Annotated in this window: 24 protein-coding genes and 1 pseudogene; 12 read left to right on the forward strand and 13 right to left on the reverse strand. The window is 60.2% G+C overall.

Annotated elements, in window-relative coordinates:
- Positions 1-22: 22 nt before the first annotated feature.
- The 5 genes from ACUN9V_RS05810 to ACUN9V_RS05830 all read right to left on the reverse strand — a co-directional run bounded on the left by ACUN9V_RS05810 (position 23) and on the right by ACUN9V_RS05830 (position 3,320).
- Positions 23-1,273 (reverse strand): hypothetical protein, encoded by a 1,251-nt coding sequence (locus ACUN9V_RS05810; RefSeq protein WP_445510690.1) that lies wholly within the window; start codon positions 1,271-1,273, stop codon positions 23-25.
- A complete protein-coding gene (locus tag ACUN9V_RS05815) occupies positions 1,270-1,656 on the reverse strand; it encodes a DUF2069 domain-containing protein (RefSeq protein WP_445510691.1) in 387 nt (128 codons plus the stop codon). The genes ACUN9V_RS05810 and ACUN9V_RS05815 overlap by 4 nt, the downstream gene beginning before the upstream one ends.
- On the reverse strand, positions 1,653-2,297 hold the full coding sequence (gene wrbA / locus ACUN9V_RS05820; RefSeq protein ID WP_075562304.1) for an NAD(P)H:quinone oxidoreductase: 645 nt from the start codon (positions 2,295-2,297) through the stop codon (positions 1,653-1,655). Before wrbA ends, ACUN9V_RS05815 begins: the two co-directional genes overlap by 4 nt.
- Before the next feature lie 41 nt (positions 2,298-2,338).
- Positions 2,339-2,683: an arsenate reductase family protein gene (locus tag ACUN9V_RS05825; RefSeq protein ID WP_075562303.1), complete on the reverse strand. Its 345-nt coding sequence runs from the start codon at positions 2,681-2,683 to the stop codon at positions 2,339-2,341.
- A 181-nt stretch (positions 2,684-2,864) separates the two neighbouring features.
- Positions 2,865-3,320 (reverse strand): gamma-glutamylcyclotransferase family protein, encoded by a 456-nt coding sequence (locus ACUN9V_RS05830; RefSeq protein ID WP_445510692.1) that lies wholly within the window; start codon positions 3,318-3,320, stop codon positions 2,865-2,867.
- A gap of 232 nt (positions 3,321-3,552) precedes the next feature.
- Between ACUN9V_RS05830 and smrA the strand changes: the two genes are divergently transcribed.
- The gene (gene smrA / locus ACUN9V_RS05835; protein ID WP_445510693.1) at positions 3,553-4,152 is read left to right on the forward strand and encodes a DNA endonuclease SmrA; all 600 of its coding nucleotides are present in this window, start codon (positions 3,553-3,555) and stop codon (positions 4,150-4,152) included.
- A gap of 88 nt (positions 4,153-4,240) precedes the next feature.
- Here the strand turns inward: smrA and ACUN9V_RS05840 are convergent, their stop codons facing one another.
- The 3 genes from ACUN9V_RS05840 to metH all read right to left on the reverse strand — a co-directional run bounded on the left by ACUN9V_RS05840 (position 4,241) and on the right by metH (position 10,346).
- Entirely contained in the window at positions 4,241-4,786 is a 546-nt protein-coding gene (locus ACUN9V_RS05840) for a DUF934 domain-containing protein (RefSeq protein ID WP_083627794.1), read from the reverse strand.
- The gene (locus tag ACUN9V_RS05845) at positions 4,776-6,431 is read right to left on the reverse strand and encodes a nitrite/sulfite reductase (RefSeq protein WP_445510694.1); all 1,656 of its coding nucleotides are present in this window, start codon (positions 6,429-6,431) and stop codon (positions 4,776-4,778) included. Before ACUN9V_RS05845 ends, ACUN9V_RS05840 begins: the two co-directional genes overlap by 11 nt.
- Before the next feature lie 117 nt (positions 6,432-6,548).
- Positions 6,549-10,346 carry a methionine synthase gene (metH, locus tag ACUN9V_RS05850; RefSeq protein ID WP_445510695.1) on the reverse strand — a complete coding sequence of 1,266 codons (3,798 nt, stop codon included), beginning with the start codon at positions 10,344-10,346 and terminating at the stop codon, positions 6,549-6,551.
- Positions 10,347-10,551: 205 nt separating this feature from the next.
- Here metH and nfuA point away from each other — a divergent pair, with 205 nt between their 5' ends.
- Positions 10,552-11,139, forward strand: coding sequence for a Fe-S biogenesis protein NfuA (gene nfuA, locus ACUN9V_RS05855; protein WP_188113769.1), 588 nt, complete (start codon positions 10,552-10,554; stop codon positions 11,137-11,139).
- A 204-nt stretch (positions 11,140-11,343) separates the two neighbouring features.
- Positions 11,344-12,321, forward strand: coding sequence for a TAXI family TRAP transporter solute-binding subunit (locus tag ACUN9V_RS05860; protein ID WP_445510696.1), 978 nt, complete (start codon positions 11,344-11,346; stop codon positions 12,319-12,321).
- A 41-nt stretch (positions 12,322-12,362) separates the two neighbouring features.
- Here ACUN9V_RS05860 and ACUN9V_RS05865 read toward each other — a convergent pair whose 3' ends face one another.
- Positions 12,363-13,334, reverse strand: coding sequence for a DNA-binding protein (locus ACUN9V_RS05865; RefSeq protein ID WP_075562296.1), 972 nt, complete (start codon positions 13,332-13,334; stop codon positions 12,363-12,365).
- Positions 13,335-13,509: 175 nt separating this feature from the next.
- Here ACUN9V_RS05865 and ACUN9V_RS05870 point away from each other — a divergent pair, with 175 nt between their 5' ends.
- The gene (locus tag ACUN9V_RS05870) at positions 13,510-13,938 is read left to right on the forward strand and encodes a SufE family protein (protein WP_075562295.1); all 429 of its coding nucleotides are present in this window, start codon (positions 13,510-13,512) and stop codon (positions 13,936-13,938) included.
- Between the two features lie 19 nt (positions 13,939-13,957).
- On the opposite strand, the gene yidD is transcribed toward ACUN9V_RS05870, so the two are convergent.
- Genes yidD through ACUN9V_RS05885 form a run of 3 tightly spaced genes read right to left on the reverse strand, consistent with a single transcriptional unit; the run spans position 13,958 to position 15,210 of the window.
- Positions 13,958-14,278: a membrane protein insertion efficiency factor YidD gene (yidD, locus tag ACUN9V_RS05875; RefSeq protein ID WP_439283031.1), complete on the reverse strand. Its 321-nt coding sequence runs from the start codon at positions 14,276-14,278 to the stop codon at positions 13,958-13,960.
- An 8-nt stretch (positions 14,279-14,286) separates the two neighbouring features.
- On the reverse strand, positions 14,287-14,730 hold the full coding sequence (gene hisI, locus ACUN9V_RS05880) for a phosphoribosyl-AMP cyclohydrolase (RefSeq protein ID WP_439283029.1): 444 nt from the start codon (positions 14,728-14,730) through the stop codon (positions 14,287-14,289).
- 36 nt (positions 14,731-14,766) lie between these two features.
- The gene (locus tag ACUN9V_RS05885) at positions 14,767-15,210 is read right to left on the reverse strand and encodes a transcriptional repressor (protein ID WP_439283027.1); all 444 of its coding nucleotides are present in this window, start codon (positions 15,208-15,210) and stop codon (positions 14,767-14,769) included.
- A gap of 525 nt (positions 15,211-15,735) precedes the next feature.
- Between ACUN9V_RS05885 and cyoA the strand changes: the two genes are divergently transcribed.
- From cyoA to ACUN9V_RS05915, 6 genes and pseudogenes are all read left to right on the forward strand, one after another.
- A complete protein-coding gene (gene cyoA / locus ACUN9V_RS05890; protein WP_445510697.1) occupies positions 15,736-16,728 on the forward strand; it encodes a ubiquinol oxidase subunit II in 993 nt (330 codons plus the stop codon).
- A gap of 4 nt (positions 16,729-16,732) precedes the next feature.
- A complete protein-coding gene (gene cyoB / locus ACUN9V_RS05895) occupies positions 16,733-18,715 on the forward strand; it encodes a cytochrome o ubiquinol oxidase subunit I (protein ID WP_445510698.1) in 1,983 nt (660 codons plus the stop codon).
- A 2-nt stretch (positions 18,716-18,717) separates the two neighbouring features.
- Positions 18,718-19,335 (forward strand): cytochrome o ubiquinol oxidase subunit III, encoded by a 618-nt coding sequence (gene cyoC / locus ACUN9V_RS05900; RefSeq protein WP_071231185.1) that lies wholly within the window; start codon positions 18,718-18,720, stop codon positions 19,333-19,335.
- A gap of 1 nt (position 19,336) precedes the next feature.
- A complete protein-coding gene (gene cyoD, locus ACUN9V_RS05905; RefSeq protein ID WP_295038206.1) occupies positions 19,337-19,666 on the forward strand; it encodes a cytochrome o ubiquinol oxidase subunit IV in 330 nt (109 codons plus the stop codon).
- A gap of 7 nt (positions 19,667-19,673) precedes the next feature.
- Complete coding sequence (gene cyoE / locus ACUN9V_RS05910) at positions 19,674-20,567, forward strand: heme o synthase (RefSeq protein WP_445510699.1); 894 nt, start codon at positions 19,674-19,676, stop codon at positions 20,565-20,567.
- A gap of 81 nt (positions 20,568-20,648) precedes the next feature.
- Positions 20,649-20,795, forward strand: a pseudogene (locus tag ACUN9V_RS05915) (IS3 family transposase); the annotation flags it as partial.
- 24 nt (positions 20,796-20,819) lie between these two features.
- Here ACUN9V_RS05915 and ACUN9V_RS05920 read toward each other — a convergent pair.
- Entirely contained in the window at positions 20,820-22,193 is a 1,374-nt protein-coding gene (locus tag ACUN9V_RS05920) for an MFS transporter (RefSeq protein ID WP_439283015.1), read from the reverse strand.
- 148 nt (positions 22,194-22,341) lie between these two features.
- On the opposite strand from ACUN9V_RS05920, the gene ACUN9V_RS05925 reads away from it, so the two are divergent.
- Entirely contained in the window at positions 22,342-22,611 is a 270-nt protein-coding gene (locus tag ACUN9V_RS05925; protein ID WP_439283013.1) for a metal/formaldehyde-sensitive transcriptional repressor, read from the forward strand.
- Between the two features lie 313 nt (positions 22,612-22,924).
- Positions 22,925-23,827 (forward strand): cation diffusion facilitator family transporter, encoded by a 903-nt coding sequence (locus tag ACUN9V_RS05930; RefSeq protein ID WP_445510700.1) that lies wholly within the window; start codon positions 22,925-22,927, stop codon positions 23,825-23,827.
- The last annotated feature ends 155 nt before the right edge of the window (positions 23,828-23,982 follow it).

Raw genomic sequence — 23,982 nt, forward strand, 5'->3', positions numbered from 1 at the left:
ACTGTTCCGGGTCGACGTGGCATTAGCCAAGGGCCGCGTGAAGCGCCAGCACTAGCCCGCAACAGCACCAGCCGAGAACGGCATAGGGTAGATTCCAGCGCAGCATGTCGCGCACGGCAATCTGGTAGCGCACGCAGATGGCCAGGTTGCTGCCGGACAGTGGGCTGCTACCGGTTCCCAGCGCCCAGCACATCAGAAACAGCATGCCGAGCAGGGTGGGATCGGGATGCAGCGGGGCGATCAGCGGCGCCAGCGTGGCGATGCCGATCAGCGGATGAATGCCGGTAAAGGAGATCACCACGATCACGCCCAGCGCAAACCAGGCCTGCCAGTGGCCGAAATGATCGATCGGTAGATCGAGCCCGTCAGGCAGGCTGGCCAACAGGGCGGCTAGCCCCGTCGAGATGACGCCGGCACCCAGAAACAGGGCGAACTGGGGTGCCAGCCGCTGGAGTCCATGGGTGAACTGGTGGCGCATCCGGTCACGTCGATGATCGCGTGGCATCAGCAGAAACGAGAACACTGGCGCGACGATGGCGATGATCAGCGGAATGGAGAGATCGGGTCGCCACAGATGCAATGCGATGACCACGACGGCCAGTATACAAGGCATCAGCAGCGCACTTTTCCCGATCGGGTAGCCGACGAAAGGGGCGTTCAATCGCCGGATGTCGATCCAGTTGAGCGCGAGCAGCAGAGCCGCCGCCAACAGCCCCCACGGGAGCAGGCTCAGATAGTCGAGCCCCGGGGCGTAGGTCAGGGCGACGCCCATGGCGACGAAGAAAGGGGACCAGGCGGCAGCGGCGGTGAAACCACGCCCGACGATGAGCGCCTGCGAGCGGGTCAGCTTGCCGTCGCGCTGCATCCGCTCGCCAAACAGGAAGACCACCGACAGATTGATCGCGGCGCCGAATAGATGTGCGCCCAGCATCGTGCCGAGCATGCTGCCCGAGCGCTGATCGTCGCTATCGGTCGGCGGTGTCGCCATGGTCAGAAAACTGACGCCGGCGAACATCATCAGCAGTGACTGGTTGATGGTCAGGGCATGCAGCAGGGGATAAGGGGTCCCGCGGATCAGCGCTACCGCCCATAGCAGCAGGCCGGCGCCGAACAGGGTGCCGGCCTGGCGACGCGAGGTTCGTGGCAGCTTGCGGAACAGCCTAAGCGTGGCAAGCCAGGCCAGTATTGCCGCCGGCCAGATTGGCCAGCCCAACAAATTGCTGGCCACGCTGAGTACCAGCATGGCCAGAATCAGTACGCTGGATGGTCTCACGAGGTGGGACGATCGATCCGGCCGCGCAAGCGAACGTACCGATAGGCCATGATCGCCAGGCCGGCGGCGGCCAGAATCTCGGCGCCGACCAGCACCGAGCCCCCGCCCTTGGCAATGATCATGATCCCCTGAACGACGTAAAGCACGCCCAGCGCCGTCAGCCAGATATGGCCACGACGCCGCTGCATCAGCAGCGTCGGCAGGAACAATACCAGCGGCAGAATTCGAACCAGTATCGCGGCCGCCTGGGCGTGCTGCTGCAGGTAGTGCCAGATGCCACTGACCACCAGCAGGGCCAGCAACGCCGCGTAGGCCATCCATACCCCCCGGCGAGCGGCGTTCAGGGCGGTGGCGTCAGCGGTCGGGGACGATGACAAAGTCATGAACGCGCATCCCGCATCGACTCGAGCGCCAGCGAGAGTTCGGCCAGGCGGCGCCCCTGGGCCATGGCCAGCGCGCGCTCATCGGCATCGACTTCACGGTCCGCATTGGGTCCCGCCAGATGACTGGTGCCGTAGGGCGTTCCGCCGCTCTGAGTGCTCAGCAGGGCGGTCTCGCTATAGGGAACGCCGGCGTAGACCATGCCGTGATGCAGCAACGGAATGAGCATGGTCAACAGGGTGCTTTCCTGGCCACCGTGCAGGCTGGCCGTCGATGTGAAAGCGGTAGCCGGCCGGTCGACCAGTACACCATTCATCCACAGGCCACTGGTGGTATCGAGAAAATACTTGAGCGGTGCCGCCATGTTGCCGAATCGCGTCGGGCTGCCCAGTGCGAGGCCCGCACAGTGGCGTAGATCGTCTTCGTCGACATAAATGGCGCCTTCGTCTGGCACTTCCGGGGCGGTCGCTTCGCAGACCGGAGAAACCGGTGGGACGGTCCGGAGTCGGGCCTCGATGCCCGAGACGCTCTCGATGCCTGCAGCCAGCTGCTCCGCCAGGGTTTTCGTCGCGCCCTGACGTGAATAGTAGAGAACGAGAACGTAAGGGACGGCAGAGCCGCGGTTGGCGGTACGATCAGTCATGAAATTCCCTCGGGCGCACGGGTGGTGTCGGTACTGAAACGTTAGATCAGCTGGAGAACGGCCTGGGGTGGGCGCCCGACCACGGCATACTCGCCATCATCGGCGATCGGCCGCTGCATCAGGCGCGGATGCTCGACGATGGCATCGATGATCTGTGCGCGTGTCGGCTCGTCGATGCCCCGCATCTGCCACTCCGTCTCTTCACGGCGAAGTATCTGATCGGCATCGTCGCCCAGACGCAGTGCCAGCCCCTCCAGCTCTTCGCGGGAAAGCGGATCGTTCAGATAGCGGCGTTCGATGACTTCGACGCCGCGGGACTCCAGCAGGGCAAGCGCTTCGCGGGACTTCGAGCAACGCGAATTGTGGTACAGCGTCAGCGTAGGCATCGGTAAGGCATAACCTTGTTCTGTCAGCACGAGATCTATTCGCGCGGGCTTGTCAGCACGGCATCTGTCGTCACGGCATCTATCAGCGCGGGCCATTTCAACAAGGGCCATCTCAATACCGGCCATGCTAGCGCGAGGTTATCGGACCCGCATTGTAGCGGTTATGGCGACACAGCCTCAATCACGGCTGCGCCGCGGCGGCGCGGGCCTGTTCCGGGATGCGCCGATAGACCCAGGCGATGGTGCCGTCTTCGAGCTTGACGCTCTCCCGGGTATAGCGAATTCCCAGTCGTTCGTAACGATCCAGGGCTTTCAGGGCATCGGGACTGACCGTCAGCACTTCCCCCGGCACCTCGGCGTCCGCCTGCGGCAGGATGTCGAGATCCTGCCGGCGGTATCCCTTCAACGTGGCATCGCGCGTGTCAGCCGGCGTTCCCATGATGACCCAGCGCAACCAGTCATAGCGCAGAGTGCCGTAGACGAAAACGTCCTGCTCCGGCACCCGGTCGTCGATGACCGCGGTTTCCGCGGGCTGGTAGCCGTAGGGGCTCATGAAGGTATACCAGAAATATCCGGCGCCAATGGCGATCGCCGTGATCAGCAGGACGAAAAACCCGATGAGAAGACGTCTTGTCATGAAAGACCCTGATCTATGTGGAGAAGCTAAGGGGGACGTGTCGAAAGACGTTTCGAGAGACGTTTCAAGAGACGTTTCAAGAGACGTTTCAAGAAGCACTGCTGCCAGCATACACAATGTGCAGACGGCGCAGCGCTGGAGAAGAAACGACACGCCGTTGATCGAGCTCCCGAACCCCGTGCTAGCATTTGAAGTCGAAGCACCAATGAGGTATCGATGAAGGAACGCCATCATGAGTCACGCGACCAACGACCACCAGGCATTCCGTGATGCTTTGGGTAACGATGTGCAGCCTCTCAGAAAGGGCCGCGACAAGGCCGCGCTCGCCCGGGCTCAAGCGTCGCCGTCGGAGGCCCAGCTGGCGCGTCGTGCCAGTGCGCAGCAGGCCGGTGACGACCAGCGAGACTTCCTGTCCGACGGGTTCGTCGACCTGTTAGGCGCTCACGATCCGATCGAGTTCCGCCGCGACGGCATCCAGATTGGGGTGCTCGAAAGGCTGCGTCACGGTGGCTATGCCGCCGAAGCGCGTCTGCATCTTCTGCGCATGCCGGTGATCGAATGCCGTCGTGCGGTGTTCGGCTTCCTCCGCGACACCTACGAGCACGATCTGCGCAGCGTTCTCATCGTGCACGGACGTTCGCGGGATGACGATGGCCGGTCCAACGTGGTGCGTTCCTATCTCAACCACTGGTTGAAACAGTTCGAACAGGTTCAGGCGTTCAGTTCGGCGCCGGCCCATCAAGGCGGTCTGGGCGCGACCTTCGTGATGCTGCGCAAGTCCGAACGGGCGCGGGCCAACAATCGTGAGCGCCAACAGAAACGCCGTGGTTGAAGCAGTGAGCAGGACCGATTCGGCTAAAACGCAATGACCCCGGCCAGGGCCGGGGTCATTGGGAGATATGGGTAACACCTTCTCTGCTCTATCGTTCTTTCAGGCGTCGAGCAAAGAGCGGTTCGCTCAGATCCACGGCCGGCTGATAGCTGACGGTGAAAGCCTTGAGCGCCTTCAGGGCCGGTTCGAGTTCCTGGTCCTCACGCAGTGCCAGCGCATCGAAGCCGCAGCGGCTCATGTAATAGAGCTGATCGATCAGGACGTCACCGATGGCGCGCACTTCGCCGGCGTATCCGAAACGTTCCCGCAGCAGTCGCGCCAGCGTATAGCCTCGGCCATCGGTAAAGGCGGGGAAGTCGATCGCGATCAGGGCCGTCCGTTCCAGCTCGGCGACCAGTTCCGGTGTCAACTCGGTGTCGCTTGACAGCCACGGGGCCAGGTCGTCCTGATTCGCATGCTGCTGCCACAAGGCGAGCGGCACGATAGCGGGGCGGCTCTCGGGCAGGCTTTCCGCGTCGCGGAAGAGCACCCAGGTGTCGGCGGCCGGTTTGCCAAGCTTGATCAGCGCACTCGTGGCAGTGACGGCTTCCTGGGCGTGTTGATGGGCTTCTTGAAGCTCCTGTTCAGGCTGCATAGACACGCTCCTTGAAAGCCTGATGGCCGACACGGCGGTAGGTATCGAGGAAGCGCTCTTCATCCAGACGCTTCTCGACGTAGACCTGCAGTACCTTGTCGATGACGTCGGGAACGTCTTCACGGTAGAAGGAAGGGCCCAGGATCTTGCCCAGCGAGACATCGTCGTCGGCGTTGCCGCCCAGCGATATCTGGTAGTACTCCTCGCCTTTCTTGTCGACACCGAGAATGCCGATGTTGCCGACATGGTGATGACCGCAGGCGTTCATGCAGCCGGAGATATTGAGATCGATCGGGCCGAGGTCGTAGAGAAAATCGAGATCCTCGAAGCGCTCCTGAATCGCCTGGGCGATGGGGATCGACACCGCGTTGGCCAGCGAGCAGAAATCCCCGCCCGGGCAGCAGATGATGTCGTTCAACGTGCCCACGGTGGGGTTGGCCATGCCCAGCGCGTCCAGCTGCTGCCATAGCGCTTCGATCTCGTCGACGGGGACGTCCGACAGCACCAGATTCTGCTCGTGGGTGACGCGCAGTTCACCGAAGCCGAAGGTTTCCGCGAGATCCGCCACGGCATCCATCTGATCGGCGGTAATATCGCCCGGCGCCGCTTCGCGCCGTTTTAACGACAGGGTAACCGCCTTGTAGCCCGGCACCTTGTGATCCATGACGTTGTTGGTCACGAAGCGGGCGAAGGCGCGATTGTCCTGACGCAGCTGGTCGAACGCGACGATCGCGGACTCGGCCACCGGACGACGCGCCGGCTCGGGGAAGTGGGTCTTGGCTTCATCCACCGCGCCGTCGTTCAGCGTCTGCGGACCATCCTTGAGATGGGCCCATTCGGCCTCGACGCGGCGGGCGAATTCTTCGACGCCCAGCGCCTTGACCAGGATCTTGATTCGCGCCTTGAACTTGTTGTCGCGACGACCGAACTGGTTATAGACGCGAACGATGGCTTCGAGATAGGTCAACAGATGCTGCCAGGGCAGGTCGGCACGGACCACCTCGCCGATCATCGGCGTACGCCCCATGCCGCCGCCAGCGAGCACGCGGAAGCGCAGCTCGCCGGCGTCGTTCAGGAACAGTCGCAGGCCGATGTCGTGGACGTGAATCGCGGCGCGGTCATGGGTGGCGCCTGTCACCGCAATCTTGAACTTGCGCGGCAGATAGGCAAATTCAGGGTGCAGCGTGGACCATTGACGAATCAGCTCGCACCAGGGGCGTGGATCGACCACTTCATCCTTGGCGATACCCGCGAACTGGTCGCTGGTGGTGTTGCGAATGCAATTGCCGCTGGTCTGGATCGCGTGCATCTGAACCTTGGCCAGATCCGCCAGGATATCGGGGACGTCTTCCTGCGCCGGCCAGTTGAGCTGCAGATTCTGGCGGGTGGTGAAGTGGCCGTAGCCGCGATCGTAGCGGCGAGTGATCGTCGCCAACGCATGGAGCTGATGGCTGCTCAACATGCCGTAAGGGATAGCGATCCGCAGCATGGGCGCATGGCGCTGAATGTACAGGCCATTCTGCAATCGAACCGGACGAAACTCCTCTTCACCGAGCTTGCCGGCGAGATAGCGGTCCATCTGGTCACGGAACTGCGCAACGCGCTCGTCGACGAGCGTCTGGTCATAGGAATCGTAGCGATACATCGGGCCTGATCCTGCTAGTCATGGATTGCCAATGAGTGCACCTTACCGCGGGCGCTTTATTCTACAAAAGAATAAATACTCATAATTTGTTGCTTTATCGTTATTACGGACTGGCCGTCACGACGCCAGCGCAGAGCTCGAATCCCGTTCGTTGTCACCGGCCTGGGAAGCATCCGGATCGTAGGAGAGCACGGGCGATAGCCACCGCTCCAGCTCTGCCAGCGGCATCGACTTGCGCTGTGCCAGCCCCTCGACCTGATCACGACCGATCTTGCCGGTGGAAAAATATTTCGATTCCGGATGCGCGAAGTACCAGCCCGAAACCGCCGCCGCCGGCCACATGGCAAAACTTTCGGTCAGCGTGATGCCGGTGTTTTCGGTGGCGGCAAGGAGACGGAACAGGGTGGCCTTTTCGGTGTGATCCGGGCATGCCGGATAGCCGGGCGCAGGGCGGATACCCTGATATTTCTCGGCGATCAGGGCGTCATTGTCCAGTGTTTCCTCCGGCACGTAGCCCCAGAACTCCTTGCGCACGCGCGCGTGCAGCCGCTCGGCAAACGCTTCCGCCAGACGGTCCGACAGCGCCTGCACCAGAATCGCGTTGTAGTCGTCGCCGGCCGCTTCGTAACGCTTGGCCAGTTCGTCGGCGCCGTGGCCGGAGGTCACCGCGAATCCGCCGATCCAGTCGAGCTTGTCGCTGGGTTCTCCGTTCTCTCGATAGCGCGGTGCGATGAAGTCGGCCAGGCTGTGGCAGATGCCGTCGCGGCCCTTGGTGCTCTGCTGGCGAATGTGATGAAGGCGCTCGATCACGGTCTCGCGGCTCTCGTCGGCATAGACCTCGATCACGTCGTCGTCGACGCTGTTGGCAGGCCACAGACCGATCACGCCACGGGCCTGGATGTGACGCTCGTCGATCAGCTTGCGCAGCATGACCTGGGCATCGCGGAACAGGTTGCGAGCGGCTTCGCCGACCACCTCGTCTTCGAGAATTCGGGGATACTTGCCCGACAGCTGCCAGGTCATGAAGAACGGCGTCCAGTCGATGACTTCGACCAGTTCCTCGAGGTCGTAGTCGTCGAACACGGTGAGCCCGGGCTGGATCGGCTTGACCGGCTTGAAGTGCTCCCAGTCGATCTTGAAGCGTCGCTCTCTGGCAGCGGCGTAACCGATGTCCGAGGCCTTGGGACGCCGCTTGGCGTTGCGCTCGCGGACCTGATCGTATTCGTGTTGGATATCGGCAAAGTAGCCCGGCTTCTGCGCCGGCGAGAGCAGGCGGCTGGCAACGCCCACGGCGCGGGAGGCGTCGCTGACGTAGATCACCGGCTCGTCATACTGCGGCGCGATCTTGACTGCCGTGTGGGCTTTCGATGTGGTGGCGCCGCCGATCAGCAGCGGCAGCTGGAAACCCTGGCGCTTCATCTCCTTGGCGACGTGGACCATCTCGTCGAGCGACGGCGTGATCAGACCGGACAGGCCGATGATGTCGGCGTTCTCCTCGCGGGCAGTCTTGAGGATTTTCTCGGCGGGCACCATCACTCCGAGATCGACCACGTCGTAGTTGTTGCACTGCAGTACCACGCCGACGATGTTCTTGCCGATGTCATGAACGTCACCCTTGACGGTCGCCATGATGATCTTGCCCTTGGACTGCACCTCGCCGGACTTTTCCGCTTCGATGTAGGGAATCAGATAGGCAACTGCCTGCTTCATGACCCGCGCCGACTTGACCACCTGGGGCAGGAACATCTTGCCGGCGCCGAACAGGTCGCCGACCACGTTCATGCCATCCATCAGCGGGCCTTCGATCACCTCGATCGGGCGTTCGGCCGCGGCTCTGGCTTCTTCCGCGTCCGCCTCGATGTAAGCGGTGATGCCCTTGACCAGGGCGTGTTCGATCCGCTTGTTGACTTCCCAGCTGCGCCACTCGAGATCTTCCTTCTTCCCGGCGCCGCCGCCATCGCCTCCTCCGTTTTGACGATAGCGCTCGGCGACCTCCAGCAGTCGTTCGGTGCCATCGTCACGGCGATTGAGCACCACGTCCTCGACGGCTTCGCGCAGCTCGCTCGGCAGATCATCGTAGACGGCCAGTTGGCCGGCGTTGACGATGCCCATCGACATGCCGGCCTTGATGGCGTGGTAGAGGAACACCGAGTGGATCGCTTCGCGCACGGCGTTGTTGCCACGAAACGAGAACGACACGTTGGAAACGCCGCCGGAGATCATCGCGTGGGGCAAATTCTCGTGAATCCACTGCGTCGCCTCGATGAAATCGACGGCGTAGTTGTTGTGTTCCTCGATCCCGGTGGCGATGGCGAAGATATTGGGATCGAAGATGATGTCTTCGGCGGGGAAACCGATATCGTCGACCAGCAGCCGATAGGCGCGCTGGCAGATTTCGGTCTTGCGCGCGAAGGTATCGGCCTGACCCTGCTCGTCGAACGCCATCACCACGATGGCGGCACCGTGGCGACGGCACTCGTTGGCCTGATGGCGAAACGACGCTTCGCCTTCCTTCAGCGAGATCGAGTTGACGATCGCCTTGCCCTGGATGCACTTGAGGCCGGCCTCGATGATCGACCATTTCGAGGAGTCGACCATGATCGGTACGCGGGCGATATCGGGTTCGCCGGCGATCAGGTTGAGGAAACGCACCATCGCTTCCTCGGACTCCAGCATGCCCTCATCCATGTTGATGTCGATCACCTGGGCGCCGTTCTCGACCTGTTCCAGCGCCACTTCCAGGGCGGTGGTGTAGTCCTCTTCCTGAATCAGGCGCTTGAAGCGCGCCGAGCCGGTCACGTTGGTGCGCTCGCCGACATTGACGAACAGCGAGTCCGCTTCGATGTTGAACGGCTCGAGACCGGAGAGTCGGCAGGCGGCGGGGCGCTCGGGGATGGCTCGCGGCGCCACGCCCTCGACGGCGCGCTTGACGGCTGCAATGTGCTCCGGCGTGGTACCGCAGCAGCCGCCGATGACGTTGATCAGGCCGCTCCGGGCGAATTCACCCACGATCGCCGCCATCTCTTCCGCGGTCTGGTCGTATTCACCGAATTCGTTGGGCAACCCCGCATTGGGGTGGGCGGATACGAAAGTGTCGGCCTTGGCGGCAAGTTCCTGCAGGTAGGGTCTGAGTTCTTCGGCACCCAGCGCACAGTTGAGGCCCACCGAGAGCGGCTGGGCGTGACGCACGGCGTTCCAGAATGCTTCGGTGGTCTGGCCGGACAGCGTGCGTCCGGAGGCGTCGGTGATGGTGCCGGAGATCATCACCGGCAGGCGCTCGCCACGAGACTCGAACAGCGCCTCGAGGGCGTAGATGGCCGCCTTGGCGTTGAGCGTGTCGAAGATCGTCTCGATCAGGATCAGATCGGCGCCGCCGTCGATCAGCGCCGTGGCGGCCTCGATATAGTTGTCGCGCAGTTGGTCGAACGTGACGTTGCGGCGGGCGGGGTCGTTGACGTCCGGCGACAGCGACGCGGTGCGCGAGGTCGGACCCAATACGCCGGCGACATAGCGCGGCACGCCGGTCTCCTCGGCGACAGCGTCGCAGACCTCGCGCGCCAGCCGTGCCGCCTCACGGTTGAGCTCGACGGTCAGCGACTCCATGCCGTAGTCGGACTGGGAGAGCCGGGTGCTGTTGAAGGTGTTGGTTTCGACGATGTCGGCACCGGCCTCGAGATAGGCGCGATGGATCGATTCGACGATATCCGGTCGCGTCAGCGTCAACAGGTCGTTGTTGCCCTTGAGCTCACTGGGCCAGTCGGCGAAGCGCTGACCGCGGAAGTCCGCTTCCTCGAGGCGATGATCCTGCAGCATCGTCCCCATGCCGCCATCGAGAATCACGATGCGCTCGCCCAGCGTCTTGGTCAGCGTCTGACTAGACGAATCCGGCGAAGAAGCGGGGATAATGGCAGTCATGGCGACGACTCTCCAGCAGCAGGGGAACGGATCGCGTCCCGTCCGAGACGCCGAGGGGCCGCATGGTATCAGAAAGGCACGGGTGGCGGGACTCGGGCGATAGACCGCGGCCGGCATCAATAAGCCTGACTAAATCACTCGGGATTGTTTTGATGCCCGCTTTTTCCTACCATAATGGTACATCTCAAGCAGAGTTCGCAGTCCCATGAGCCAACCGATTCAGATCACCGAAAGCGGCCAGGAATATCTGGCCGATCTACTGGCCAAGCAGGGTGTCGACGATATCGCCGTGCGGGTCTTCATCACCCAGCCCGGTACGCCGTACGCCGAGACCTGTCTTGCCTATTGCCGTCCGGGAGAAGAAGAGCCGACCGACGAACGACTCGAGCTGGAAAGATTCAGCGTCTATCTCGACAAGAACAGCGTGCCGTTCCTGGAAGAGGCCGTCGTCGATTTCAACCCGGATCGCATGGGTGGTCAGCTAACCATCAAGGCGCCCAACGCCAAGATGCCGAAGGTCAATGCCGACAGCCCGCTGGAAGACCAGGTCAACTACATCCTCTACAGCGAGATCAATCCGGGGTTGGCGTCGCATGGCGGCGAAATCCGGCTGATCCAGCTGACCGAGGAGCAGATTGCCGTGCTGCAGTTCGGCGGCGGTTGCCAGGGCTGTGCGGCCGTCGATCTGACGCTGAAGGAAGGGGTCGAGAAGACATTGATGGAACGGATTCCCGAGCTGGCCGGCATTCGCGACGTTACCGATCACACCGACACCACCAACGCGTACTATTGAGCAACCAACGCGTGCCTCTGATCAGCCGCCGCGTCCGCTCGACCATCTCACGCGCCACGGGCGCGACTGCTTACCGGTCGCGTCATGGCCTCGCCAGTCATGTGTCAGTCTAGCGGCTGCATTCAGCTTTGGCTGCCGCGGCCGATACGCTGAATTAGCGCCGGGCGTTCCAGCTCGGCAGGGTATCGTTGCGGAGAGATGCGGATGCGTTCGACGACAACAGGGCGGGCGGGCCGTTATTTCGTGGCATGTCTGTTGATGTGCTGGGGAAGTGCTAGCTGGGCTGGCGCGCCGATCGTGATCGGCACCGGCGACGCTTCCGGCGTCTATCTGACGGTCGGCCAAGCCATCTGTCGTCTCTATCAGCAGTCCACCGGTTCGGACTGTGAGGCACTGTCGACCGGGGGCTCGCTCTACAACGCCAACGGCGTGCGGACCCGTGACTTCGATTTCGGCATCGTCCAGTCGGACATCCAGTACGCCGCGCTGCAGGGCACCGCAGAGTTCTACGACAGCGGCCCCAGCCCCGAGCTGAGAGCGCTGTTCTCATTGCACGCAGAGGCTTTCACGGTCGTCGCCACGTCGCCCGGGATCCGCCGGTTCGATGACCTGATGGGCAAGCGAGTCAACGTCGGCAACCCCGGGTCCGGCCATCGTGCCACGCTGGATGCTTTGCTGAAGGTCAAGGGTGAGACGGAACGCGTCTTTACACTGGCTAGCGAGCTGAAGCCGGAAGACATGGCCCGGGTGATGTGCAGCGGCAAGCTGGATGCGTTTTTCTACGTCGTCGGTCATCCCTCGAGAGCGATCGACAACGCGACGCGACGTTGCGGCGCACATCTGGTCGAGGTATCGGGGCCGGACGTTGCCAGGCTGATTGCCGAAACGCCTTACTACAGCGTTACCGTGATCCCCGGCGGTACCTACGCCAATACGCCGGACGACACGACCACTTTCGGCGTTAGGGCGACACTGATGACGCGGGCGGATATGAGTGTAGAGAGCGTCTATCAGCTGGTCAAGAGCGTGTTCGAGCACCTGGATGGCTTTCGTCGCTCGCACCCTTCATTGGCAAGATTGACGCCGAGGGGCATGATCGACAATGGCTTGACCGCGCCCCTTCACCCGGGAGCGCGACGCTATTACGAGGAAGCGGGGCTGTTGCCACCCGACACTCATTGACCGACGACCACTGACCGACGCCCTCTGGAAAGGGCCTCGCCTCAACTCGCCGTGGGCGGCAGAGCGGCGCGAGACAGTCGATCATGGAGTTCTCGGTTGGCCGCGCGTAGGTTCTTGAGCTCGCTCTCGAGGCGCTGGCGCTCCTGCTGGATGGATTTGACCCGATCGTCGCTGACGCGTTTTTCGCTCTCGGCCTGCTCCATGTGTACTTTGTCGGCGCGCAGGGATTCCTGCAGCTGCCCATACTGGCGGCGCTGTTCGGAGAGGTCGTGCTGCAAGCGTTCGCAGCGCTGATCGAGTGACGCCAGACGTTGCTCGTACTGTTTTTCCTGCTTCAGGCGCTCCTGCCGTGCATCCTCCAGCAAGCCCATGAGGCGAGCCTCGGCGGACTCATGACGCTTTTCTTCCTGGGCGAGCTTGGCCTGGTTAGCCTGATGCTGCTTGGCGATCGCGTCGCGGTGCTGCTTCTCGGCCTGTTCCAGGCTGGACTGGTGGCGCTGGCAGGTCTGCTCGAGCTGAAGAATCCGCTTTTGCTGCTGACTTTGGGTAGAGTGCAACGACTGCAGCTCGGCCTGGAGATGGGCAGCTTCGGTGGTCTTGCTCTCGAGGCGTTCCTGAACGCGCAGCATATGGTCATTGAGCGCCTGTAGCCGCTGCTCGGCGTTTTCACTCTGGCGTTGAGCCTGCTGGCCGATTTCGTCGGCTTCACGGATCTGGTCGTCCGCCTCCTGCCGATAGATCGCCAGTTTTTCGTAGGCCGCCTGCTGTGCCTTGTCCCAGATATCCGCCACCCAGGTGTCGAGACCTTCGGGACGCTCGAGGTTGCGCGGAATGGACTGCACCGAGCCGCCGCTCTGGCGGAGACGCCATTCTCGAAGGTGATCGCTGATCGTGGTGTAGCTGCCCGTACCGAGAAGCTCACGGATTTTCTGGACGCTGACCGTTTCGCCACGCTGCTGCAGCGTGTCGATGGCGCGGCAGACGTCGTCGTAACGAATACCATTACGTGCCATGTCGATTTCCCTTGCGTTGCTGATGATGCCGGAGCTTCTGATGGCTCCTGAGAGATAGCATAGGCGATTTACGTAAACTGTATACGTAAAAATGACTATGTAATGGGAGAGGGCGCATCTCTGGGGATTCGATCGTCAAAGCCCTATAATGACGACATTCATCACAGGAGGCGCTATGAGTATCCGCGAGGCCCAGGCCGAATTGCAGGACGAGTTTTCGATGTTCGACAACTGGATGGATCGGTACCAGTACATCATCGATATGGGCCGCCAACTCCCGGAATACCCGGAGGGAGACAAGATCGTGGCTTACAAGATTGAAGGCTGCCAATCCAATGTCTGGCTGCGATCCACGCAAGAGGCGGGGCGGCTGCACTTCCGGGCGACTTCCGATGCCGCCATCGTCAGCGGTCTGATCGCCATTCTGATGCGACTCTACGATGATCGTGAGCCGCAGGAAATTCTCGACGGCGAGCCCGAATTTCTCACCGAGCTGGGACTCGACAAACATCTGTCCCCAACCCGCAGCAATGGCTTGCATGCCATGATCGAGCGAATCTATGCCATCGCGCGTGAAGCGCGAACCGAACAGAAACTTCACTGATCGCGATCGTGGCCAACCCTCATTGGCGCCGATCGGGTGCGTCTTGATCGTCGCCGGCGTGACTGTCCGCGTCGTCATCAATGCCGTTGTCGGACTGGCAATGACAGCCGCCGGGTTCGGGAACGGGATCGACACCGCCGGCATGAAACGGGTGGCATTTCGACAGCCGGCGAATCGCCAGCCAGCCACCACGCCATGGCCCATGTAGACGGATGGCTTCCAGCGCATAACTGGAGCAGGTGGGCCAGAAGCGACAGCGCGGGCCGAGCAGGGGGCTGATTCCGTAGCGGTAGACCTGGATCAGCGCGGTCAGCAGCCAGGTGGCGAGCTTGGCGATCACGGCGGGCCTCAGCGCTTCCCGGCGTAGAGTTGGTCGGGGGAAATCAACGGCTCGCGATCGATCTCGGCAACGGTGGGTGTCAGCCTGAGATAGAAGCAGCTGCGGCGACCGGTGTGGCAGGCCGGTCCGGACTGATCGACCTTGAGCAACACGGTGTCGCCGTCGCAGTCGAACCGCGCCTCGACCAACTGTTGCTGCTGACCCGAGGTTTCCCCTTTGCGCCAGAAGGCCTGGCGTGAGCGAGACCAGTAGCACACTCGTCCCGTACTCAGCGTTTCTTCCAAGGCCGCACGGTTCATCCAGGCCATCATCAACACTTCGCCGCTATCATGCTGCTGCGCAATGGCGGGAATCAGGCCGTCATCGTTCCACTTAGCGGCCGACAGCAAGTCATCCATCGCTACCTGAGCGCCTGTTACCGAGCGTTCGAGATCGTGAAAAAGTCCGGGCATGAGGTTTTCCGTTAGGCGTGTTCGATCGCCGCGCGATCAGACTTTCTCGAGACAGGCATCACAGGCACCCAGCAGCTCGATGGTCTGGCGCTGGATCGTGAATCCGCGTTCGCGGGCCGTGCGGGATAGCATTTCTCCCACGGCTTCCTGATGCAGCTCTTCGACGCGGCCGCAGTGACGACAGATCAGCAGCTGAAATCGATGCACATGCTCTGGGCATGGACAGGCGATATAGGCGTTGAGCGATTCGATGCGATGAACCAGACCTTGCTCGATCAAAAAATCCAGGGCGCGATAGACCGTCGGCGGTCTGGCCGCGGCATGTTCGTCCGAAAGGCGATCGAGCAGATCGTAGGCTTTGAGGCCGCCGGGCGTTCCGGAGATCATTTCCAGCACGCGTCGGCGAATCGGCGTGAATCGAACGCCGCGTTCCTGACACTGTTGGTCTGCCTGCTTGAGGAGTACATCCGAATCGTGCATCGATATTCCCGGGCAAGTATCGAGAGCGGCATATTCTACGCGCTAGCGTCGACGGGAGCCACCGGACGCCGCCAGGGTTTGAGCGAGTGAACGAGAGAGGCGTAACAAGTTGGTGGAGTATCCCGAGCAGATTCGCGCCCAGTATAGTGTATTTAACATAATATATATTATGCGAAGTAAAGGCCTGGCACCTGGGAGCAGCACCGGACACGTCCGCTCCAGGGTTTTCAGCAACCGGTTTCTCACCGTCGCGGATTCGTGCATCTACGCGCGGCCGGAATCCGTACATCTCTCATGCATACATCACCATGGAGTTGCGCTACGCTTAAGCTGAAATGACGGCGATCAGACCGCGACGGTCTGCGACATATCGCCACATTGATGACGAGTTTGGCGTCATCGTCTGATGATAAGCCAATTTTTCGGTACACTACCGACCGCGAAATCCCTACTTCGTTGGCGACGTCCGATGCTCGGTGCGCCACTGCGCGTCTTGTCAGAGTTGTCAGCCCTGGCTAGCAGCGTATGATGCAGGCCGCTAACCGATTGTTGCAGGGCCGAAAAGCTTTCCTCCACTGGGGTCGTGAGATGAGAAAAAGGAACTCCCTCAAGTATTTGAGTGTGATGACGTGGTTAACCGCGCCATTGTTGTTGAGTGGTTGTGGATCCGCCTTGATGGACCCGACCGGCCAGGTCGGCCAGGGTCTTAAATCGCTGATCATTACGGCCTTTGGCTTGATGTTGATCGTGGTCATTCCGGTCATCGTGATGACCATTCTGTTTGCGTGGAAATATCGCGGGACCAACCTCGCGGCCAAGTACACGCCGAACTGGGAACATTCGAACATCATCGAGATATTCGTGTGGGCCATTCCGTGCGTCATCATCTTTTTCCTTGCCATCCTGACATGGCAGACGTCGCACTCTTACGACCCGCACAAGCCGATCGCCAGTGAAGACGAAACCATGACCATCGATGCGATTTCGCTCGACTGGAAATGGCTGTTCGTCTATCCCGACGAAGGCATCGCGACGGTCAATGAGCTGACCATCCCGGTAGATACGCCGATTCATTTCCGCGTGACCTCGGGCACCGTCATGAACTCGTTCATGATTCCGACGCTGGGCAGCCAGATCTACGCCATGGCCGGAATGGACAACGACGTGTATCTGGAAGGCAATGAGACGGGCTCCTTCCGTGGTCGTTCGACCGCGTACAGCGGTGAAGGTTTCTCCGAAATGCTGTTCGACACCAATGTGGCGACGGAATCGGACTATCAGGCGTGGGTCGACAAGGTCAAACAGTCTCCCAAGAGCATGATGTTCCCGGAGAACTATGACCAGATCGCCAAGCCCTCGATTGCCAATCCAGTAGAATACTTTTCGCAGGTCTCGCCGGATTTCTACGGCGATCTGATCAAAAGTTACAAAGCGGGTCATGGGGGTACGGACAACCATGGCGAGCACAACGAAGCACGGGAGTCTTCAATGCCCATGAGTGCGCAGGCAGCGGAGTAACGTCATGTTCGGAAAACTCAGCTTAGATTCGATTCCATTCGAGCAACCAATCATCATGGTGACGGCGGCGGCGATCGCCCTCGGCGGTGCCCTGCTCGTTGGTTTGATTACCTACTATCGCAAGTGGGGTTATTTGTGGCGCGAGTGGATCACTTCCATCGACCACAAGAAGATCGGTGTGATGTACTTCCTCGTTGCGCTCGTCATGTTGGTCCGCGGTTTCGCCGATGCGATCATGATGCGAACGCAGCAAGCCATTGCTGCCGGCGGCGCCGAGGGCTATCTGCCCCCTGAACACTATGATCAGATCTTCACCGCACACGGTGTGATCATGATCTTCTTCGTTGCCATGCCCATGGTCATCGGCTTGATGAACCTGGTGGTCCCTTTGCAGATTGGTGCGCGCGACGTGGCTTTCCCGTTCATGAACAACCTGAGCTTCTGGTTGTTCGCGGTGGGCGTGATTCTGGTCAATATGTCACTGGTCATCGGTGAATTCGCCAAGACGGGCTGGCTGGCTTATGCTCCGCTATCGGAGTTGAAATACAGTCCTGGCGTGGGTGTCGACTACTGGATCTGGGCACTGCAGATATCGGGGATCGGGACGACGCTGACGGGGATCAACTTCTTCGTTACCATCCTGAGGATGCGCACCAAGGGCATGACCCTGTTCCGCATGCCGATCTTCACATGGACCGCGCTGTGCACTAACGTGCTGATCATTCTGTCGTTCCCGATTCTGACCGTGACGATCGCCCTGCTGACCCTGGATCGTTATCTGGGCATGCACTTCTTCACGAACGACATGGGCGGTAACCAGATGATGTACGTCAACCTCATCTGGGCCTGGGGCCATCCGGAAGTCTATATCCTGATTCTGCCGGCATTCGGCGTCTTCTCCGAGGTCATCGCGACGTTCACCAGAAAGCGTCTGTTCGGCTACAAGACCATGGTCTGGGCCACCGTAGTGATCGCATTTCTGTCGTTCACCGTCTGGCTGCACCACTTCTTCACCATGGGCGCGGGTGCTGATGTAAATTCCTTCTTTGGCATTGCAACCATGGTCATCGCCATACCCACGGGCGTGAAGATCTTCAACTGGCTGTTCACCATGTACCGCGGGCGCATCCAGTTCACGACGCCGGTTCTCTGGACCATCGGTTTTATCATCACCTTCACGTTGGGCGGTATGACCGGTGTCATGCTGGCCGTGCCGGGGGCGAACTTCGTCCTACACAACACGCTCTTCGTCATCGCTCACTTCCATAACGTCATCATCGGTGGCGTGGTGTTCGGCATGATGGCGGGTCTCACCTACTGGTTCCCGAAGGCCTTCGGCTTTACGCTGAGCGAAAAATGGGGCAAGCGTTCCTTCTGGTGCTGGCTGATCGGCTTTTACGTCGCCTTCATGCCGCTGTATGCGCTGAGCTTCTTCGGTGCCATGCGCCGGATGCAGTCCTATGAACAGACCGAGTGGCAACCGCTGATGATCGTGGCCTGGTTTGGCGCCGTGATCATCGCCTGCGGCATTGCCTGCATCGTGATCCAGCTTGTCGTCAGTATTCGCGATCGCGAGAAGAACCGTGATCTGACAGGCGATCCGTGGGATGGGCGTACGCTGGAGTGGTCCACCTCCTCTCCGCCCCCGAACTACAACTTCGCTTACCTGCCAGATGTCGCGTCCATCGATAGCTACTGGGAGATGAAGCAGCAGCCGGGTGGCTTCAAGCGCGAGCTGGCGACCAAGTTCGAGGACATTCACATGCCCAGGAACACGGCCGAAGGTCCGATCATGTCGCTGTTCGCCCTGTTCTTCGGTTTCGCGTTGATCTGGCACATCTGGTGGCTGGTAGGCGTGGGCGCCATTGGCATGTTCGTGACGTTCATGTTCCGTATCTTCAATAACGATACCGACTACCACGTCAGCGCTGCCGAGGTCCAAAAGACCGAACGTGAATACCATAAACGGTTGGAGGTGCAGGCTTAATCATGGCAACCGACACAATCAAGCAACATGACGCTCATGCCCACGACGGGCATGAGCACCACGACGCGGGCGCAATGAAGATCTTCGGGTTCTGGATCTACCTGATGAGCGATCTGGTGATCTTCGGGACGCTGTTCGCCACTTTTGGGGTGCTGGCCAACGCCACTGCGGGTGGTCCGACCTCGCAGGAGATCTTCGAGCTACCTTTCGTGCTGGTCGAAACCTTTCTGCTGTTGATCAGTAGTTTCACCTTCGGCCTGGCCGTGCTGGCGCAGAATGCTGGCGACCGCGGCGCCGTCCTCAAGTGGTTGGCGGTAACGTTCCTGCTGGGCTTTGGCTTCGTCGCGATGGAGGTGTACGAATTCCATAACCTCATCGCCGAAGGCTACGGTCCGGACCGTAGCGCCTTCCTGTCAGCCTTCTTCACCCTGGTGGGGACCCATGGTCTGCACGTGACCTTTGGCCTGATCTGGATCGCGATCATGTTTTTCCAGATATCCAAGCGCGGGCTGGACAGCGTGACCAAACCCCGAATGCTGTGCCTGAGCCTGTTCTGGCATTTCCTGGACATTGTCTGGATCTGCGTCTTCTCCTTCGTCTACCTGATAGGAGCGATGTGACATGAACGATAGTCACACTTCTCACGATGGCACCAGCCACGGTAGCCATAAATCTTATACTGTTGGATTGATTCTATCGATTGCGCTAACGCTGGTGGCTTTTGGCGTAGTCATGCTGGGGAAATTCAGTATCCTGGCAACTGCCATTACGGTGATTGTCACGGCGGTAGTTCAGGTCCTGGTGCAGTTAATTCTTTTCATGCATCTCGAATTTAGAACTCAGCAGGGTCGTGAATCTGGTGGATTTTTTGTATTTACGGCGGTGATCATAGGACTGATTGTCGGGGGATCACTATGGATCATGCACCACCTCCGTCTGAATTTGATGTGATAGCCAAGTGACATACAAGGCTTACAGTTCGTTGACCAAGCCCGGTATCATCTTCGGCAATCTCGTCACAGTCATCGGCGGCTATTTCCTGGCCGCCGGTGGCCGTTTCGAACCGTGGTTATTTTTGACGGTGGTACTGGGCACCTCGTTGGTCGTCGCGTCCGGCTGTGTTTTCAATAACATTATCGATCGTGATATCGACGGTCGCATGGCACGTACCCAGTCTCGAGCCATGGTGACCGGCGAGATTTCGATTCCGATCGCCCTGCTGTTCGGGTGTTTGCTGGGTATCGTCGGTTTTGGCCTGCTGGCGTGGATGACGACGCCGTTGGCTACCGGATTCGCGGCATTAGGCTTCGCCATCTATGTGGGTGCCTATAGCCTCTATCTCAAACGCCATTCGGTCTACAGCACGCTGATCGGAAGTTTATCCGGCGCATCGCCACCGGTAATTGGCTACTGTGCGGTGACGGGCACGTTCGATCTGGGTGCCCTGCTATTGCTGATCATTTTCAGCATGTGGCAGATGCCGCACTCCTATGCGATTGCCATCTTTCGCTTCGACGACTACGCCTCGGCATCGATACCGGTACTTCCGGTAAAGTGTGGCATCGCGGTGGCCAAGCGACACATTGTGATCTACACGGTGCTGTTCGTGATCGCTTCGGTCATGCTATCGGTTGCCGGCTATACCGGATGGGCCTATGCCATCGTCGCCGTCGTTATGGGAGGCTATTGGCTCAGCGTTACCCTCAAGGGTTATCGAACCACCAATGATCAAGCCTGGGCTCGCAAGGTCTTCGGTATCTCGATCGTGGTGGTAACCGCATTGAGTGTCATGATGTCATTGGATAGCCGAATGCCGATAGCCGAATCGCTGCTGTCGCTTGCATCAGGATGATCGGATCGAGATTGACGGATTGACCTTCCCCCTGGTTTAAGTCCGCCCACAATGTGAGAAGCCGCCGCTCCAAGCGGGGCCAATTTGTCCATGGAGCGGTTATTTCGAAGCTACAAGAGCGAATGGATGCCCGCGACCGGTTACTTATCGGTGCGGTAGGCTTTACGGGATATCGGCTTCTACCTGATGCTGCGCTACAACCAGCAGCGCCCCTACATGCATGCATGACGTTCCTTGTGCCTCTTTGTTATTTCACGATGGCCATTTCGTGTGATGGCTATCGATCACAAAAGCGTGCCGATGCAGGCCTACCTGATGATAGTGGGGGTGGCGATGCGGTTCCGGCCCCTCCCAGCCCTCATGCGCATGCTGGTGGTGGTCGTCATGGTAATGTAAATGGGTGTGCTCCATAGGAGCATGATCATGCTCAAGCACGATCGGGTCCCATGACGGCCAGACACGGGTCGCGAGTGCCGTCGACACCAGCGCGATCGCCCCCAGCAGGGCGAAGGTCTCGATCAGGCCCACCTCGGCCCCGACCCAGCCGGCCAACGGATAGGCTACCAGCCAGCAGCCATGCGACAGCGAGAACTGCGCGGCGAACAGCGCCGGACGGTCCTCTGGCTGGCACGACTGTTTGAGCAGGCGACCGGTGGGCGTCATGACGAGCGAGGCGCCGGCGCCCAGCAGAAACCACAGCCCCATCAGGCCGACGAACCCGGGAGCGAGCAGGCCGAGGAACAGACTCACCGTCATCAGCGCGCCGCCCGCGAGCATGACCGGGCGCTCACGCACGCGCTCCAGCATTTTCGGCAGCAGCAGGGCCACCAGCATCGAACCGCCCCCGACTGCCGCGAAGGCCATGGCCACTGCCTGCTCGCCCAGGCCCAGGGCAGAGCGGACGTAGACCACGGTATTGACGATCTGCATGGCCCCGGCGGCCGATACCACCATGTTCAGGGCCAGCAGCCCTCGCAGCCGGGGCGTCTTCAGGTAGATTCCCATACCGTGTGAGACCCTACGCCAGACGCTCGGCGCCTCGTCATCCGAGACCTGGGGCGATGGCAGGACCACCGAGACGACCAGGCTGGCCGAGACTAGGAAGGCCAGGCCGTTGAGCAGGAACAGCACATCGAAGCTCATCACCATCAGCAGTGCCGTGGCGGCCATGGGGCTGAGCAGGTTCTCGAGGTCATAGGCGAGCCGCGACAGCGACAGCGCCCGGGTGTACTGCCTCTCGTCCTTGAGGAGATCCGGGATCGTCGCCTGGAAGACCGGGGTGAAGCCTGCCGAGGCGGCATTGAGCAGGAAGATCAGCACATAAATCTGCCAGACCTCGGTGACGAAGGGCAACGCGCAGACCACGGATGCCCGCAGCAGGTCCAGGCTGACCAGCAGAGTGCGGCGTGGCAGACGCGAGGCGTAGGCCCCAACCAACGGCGCGATGCCTACGTAGGCCACCATCTTGATCGCCAAGGCCGTGCCTAGCACGATCCCCGCCTTCCCGGCCGCAAGGTCATGGGCCAGTAGCGCCAGGGCGACCGTCGTCAGCCCGGTGCCGACGAGAGCGGTGACCTGAGCCAGGAATAAATGGCGGTAACTACGGTGACTCAGCACTTGGAGCATGGATCCTCCTTTAAGTGTCGCTGTCTTACAGACGGTATGCTGGATGAACGATTCATATCCCTTCACCTTTCTTGCAACCGATCATACTGCCCCTTAGTATCCATATACTACCACCCCGTATAATTTTCCTCTTCAAAGAGACAGCCAGATGCACACGATCAAAGACAAAGCGAAGCTGCTAACCCGTGTTCGACGCATTCAGGGACAGGCGGCCGCACTTGAAAGGCAGCTTGACCAGGAAGGCGATTGCACTGCAGTGCTGCAACAGATCGCCGCGATTCGCGGGGCGGTGAATGGGTTGATGGCCGCCATCATGGAGGGGCACCTGACTGATCACGTCGTCAGGGAGCCAGAACTGGCGCAGCGGCAACAAGACTTGGACGCGGTACTACAGGTCATCAAGTCCTACCTCAAGTAAGGCAGATAAAAGCCTGGCACACGGAAGACTCAAAATGAATGAGAGTAAAAAAGAAAGACCACCACCACCCGCTCGAAGAAAAGGCTCAAAGGCACTGGCGCCGGTACGACGATCACCAGCGACTAGGATGACTTCTGCTACGGGACGACAGCCGTGGCGAGCCACGGCTTCCTTTGTGAATATATCCAATCGTAATGTGGCAGGTGCAACTGCCTTTCATTAGCGCGGAAAAAACATATCGACCCAATGGCCTGATAGAGAGTGAGAGCGGCTCGCGGGGAATCTCGATGGCCAATATACGAAGGAGGCATCAATGTCAGACCACAATCATAGCCATAGTGGCGGCAAGACCTTGTTGTTTGCACTGGTCTTTACTACGGGTTTTGCAGCTGTCGAAGTATTCGGCGGCCTGATAGCTGATTCGCTTGCCCTGTTGTCGGACGCAGGCCACATGCTTACCGATTCATTGTCGTTAGGGATTGGTGCTTTCGCCGCTTGGCTGGCCAAGAAGCCGGCATCGCGTCAGCATTCCTTTGGACTCAAGCGCGCCGAAATTCTCGGTGCCCTGTTTAACGTGCTGTTTATGTTCGGAGTGATTGTATTTATCGCCTATGAAGCGATCCGCCGCATGGCAGACACCCCCGCTGTTGCCGGTGGCATGGTTTTGGCGATCGGCGGGCTCGGTTTGCTGGTGAATATCGCAGTGGCTTGGGCGCTGATGCGTGGAGAGCAGACTATAAACGTTCGCGGAGCGCTCCTGCACGTAATGGGAGACTTGCTGGGCTCGGTCGCTGCGCTGGTTGCCGGGGCGGTCATTTATCTGGGCGGGCCGCCCATTGCGGACCCGATCCTGTCTCTTTTCGTCAGCCTATTGATTCTGGTATCCGCCATTCGACTACTGCGTGAGGTGACGCAAGTGTTGATGGAAGGCGTGCCAGAAGGAATCGATGCACATGAAGTCGGCTGCGCCCTTGTCCGGGTCGACGGCGTCGTTGCTATCCATGACATGCATATCTGGAGCCTGTCATCAAACAGCCAAGCGCTAGCGGCGCATATTGATGTGGAAGCGATGGGGCGATGGGAAGAGATACTGCCGCAGTTGCAAACTACATTGCGGGGGCGCTTCGGTATTGAGCACACCACCTTACAACCCGAGGATGCCGCTATCCGCCGCGTTTGTGATGCCGAACCTGATTGCGGGGCTGGGGTGATGTGAATTAGGAGACCACAGGCAGCAGAGCCCCTGTAGTGGTCCAATGACACCGGACATCAGCATAGGTGGTAATCTTGCCACCATTAGCGAGGTGTCTGATGAGCAGGAAACGACGATCTTTTACGCCGGAATTCAAGCAGGAAGCAGCCTGTGTGGTG

Source organism: Salinicola sp. V024 (assembly GCF_052645315.1).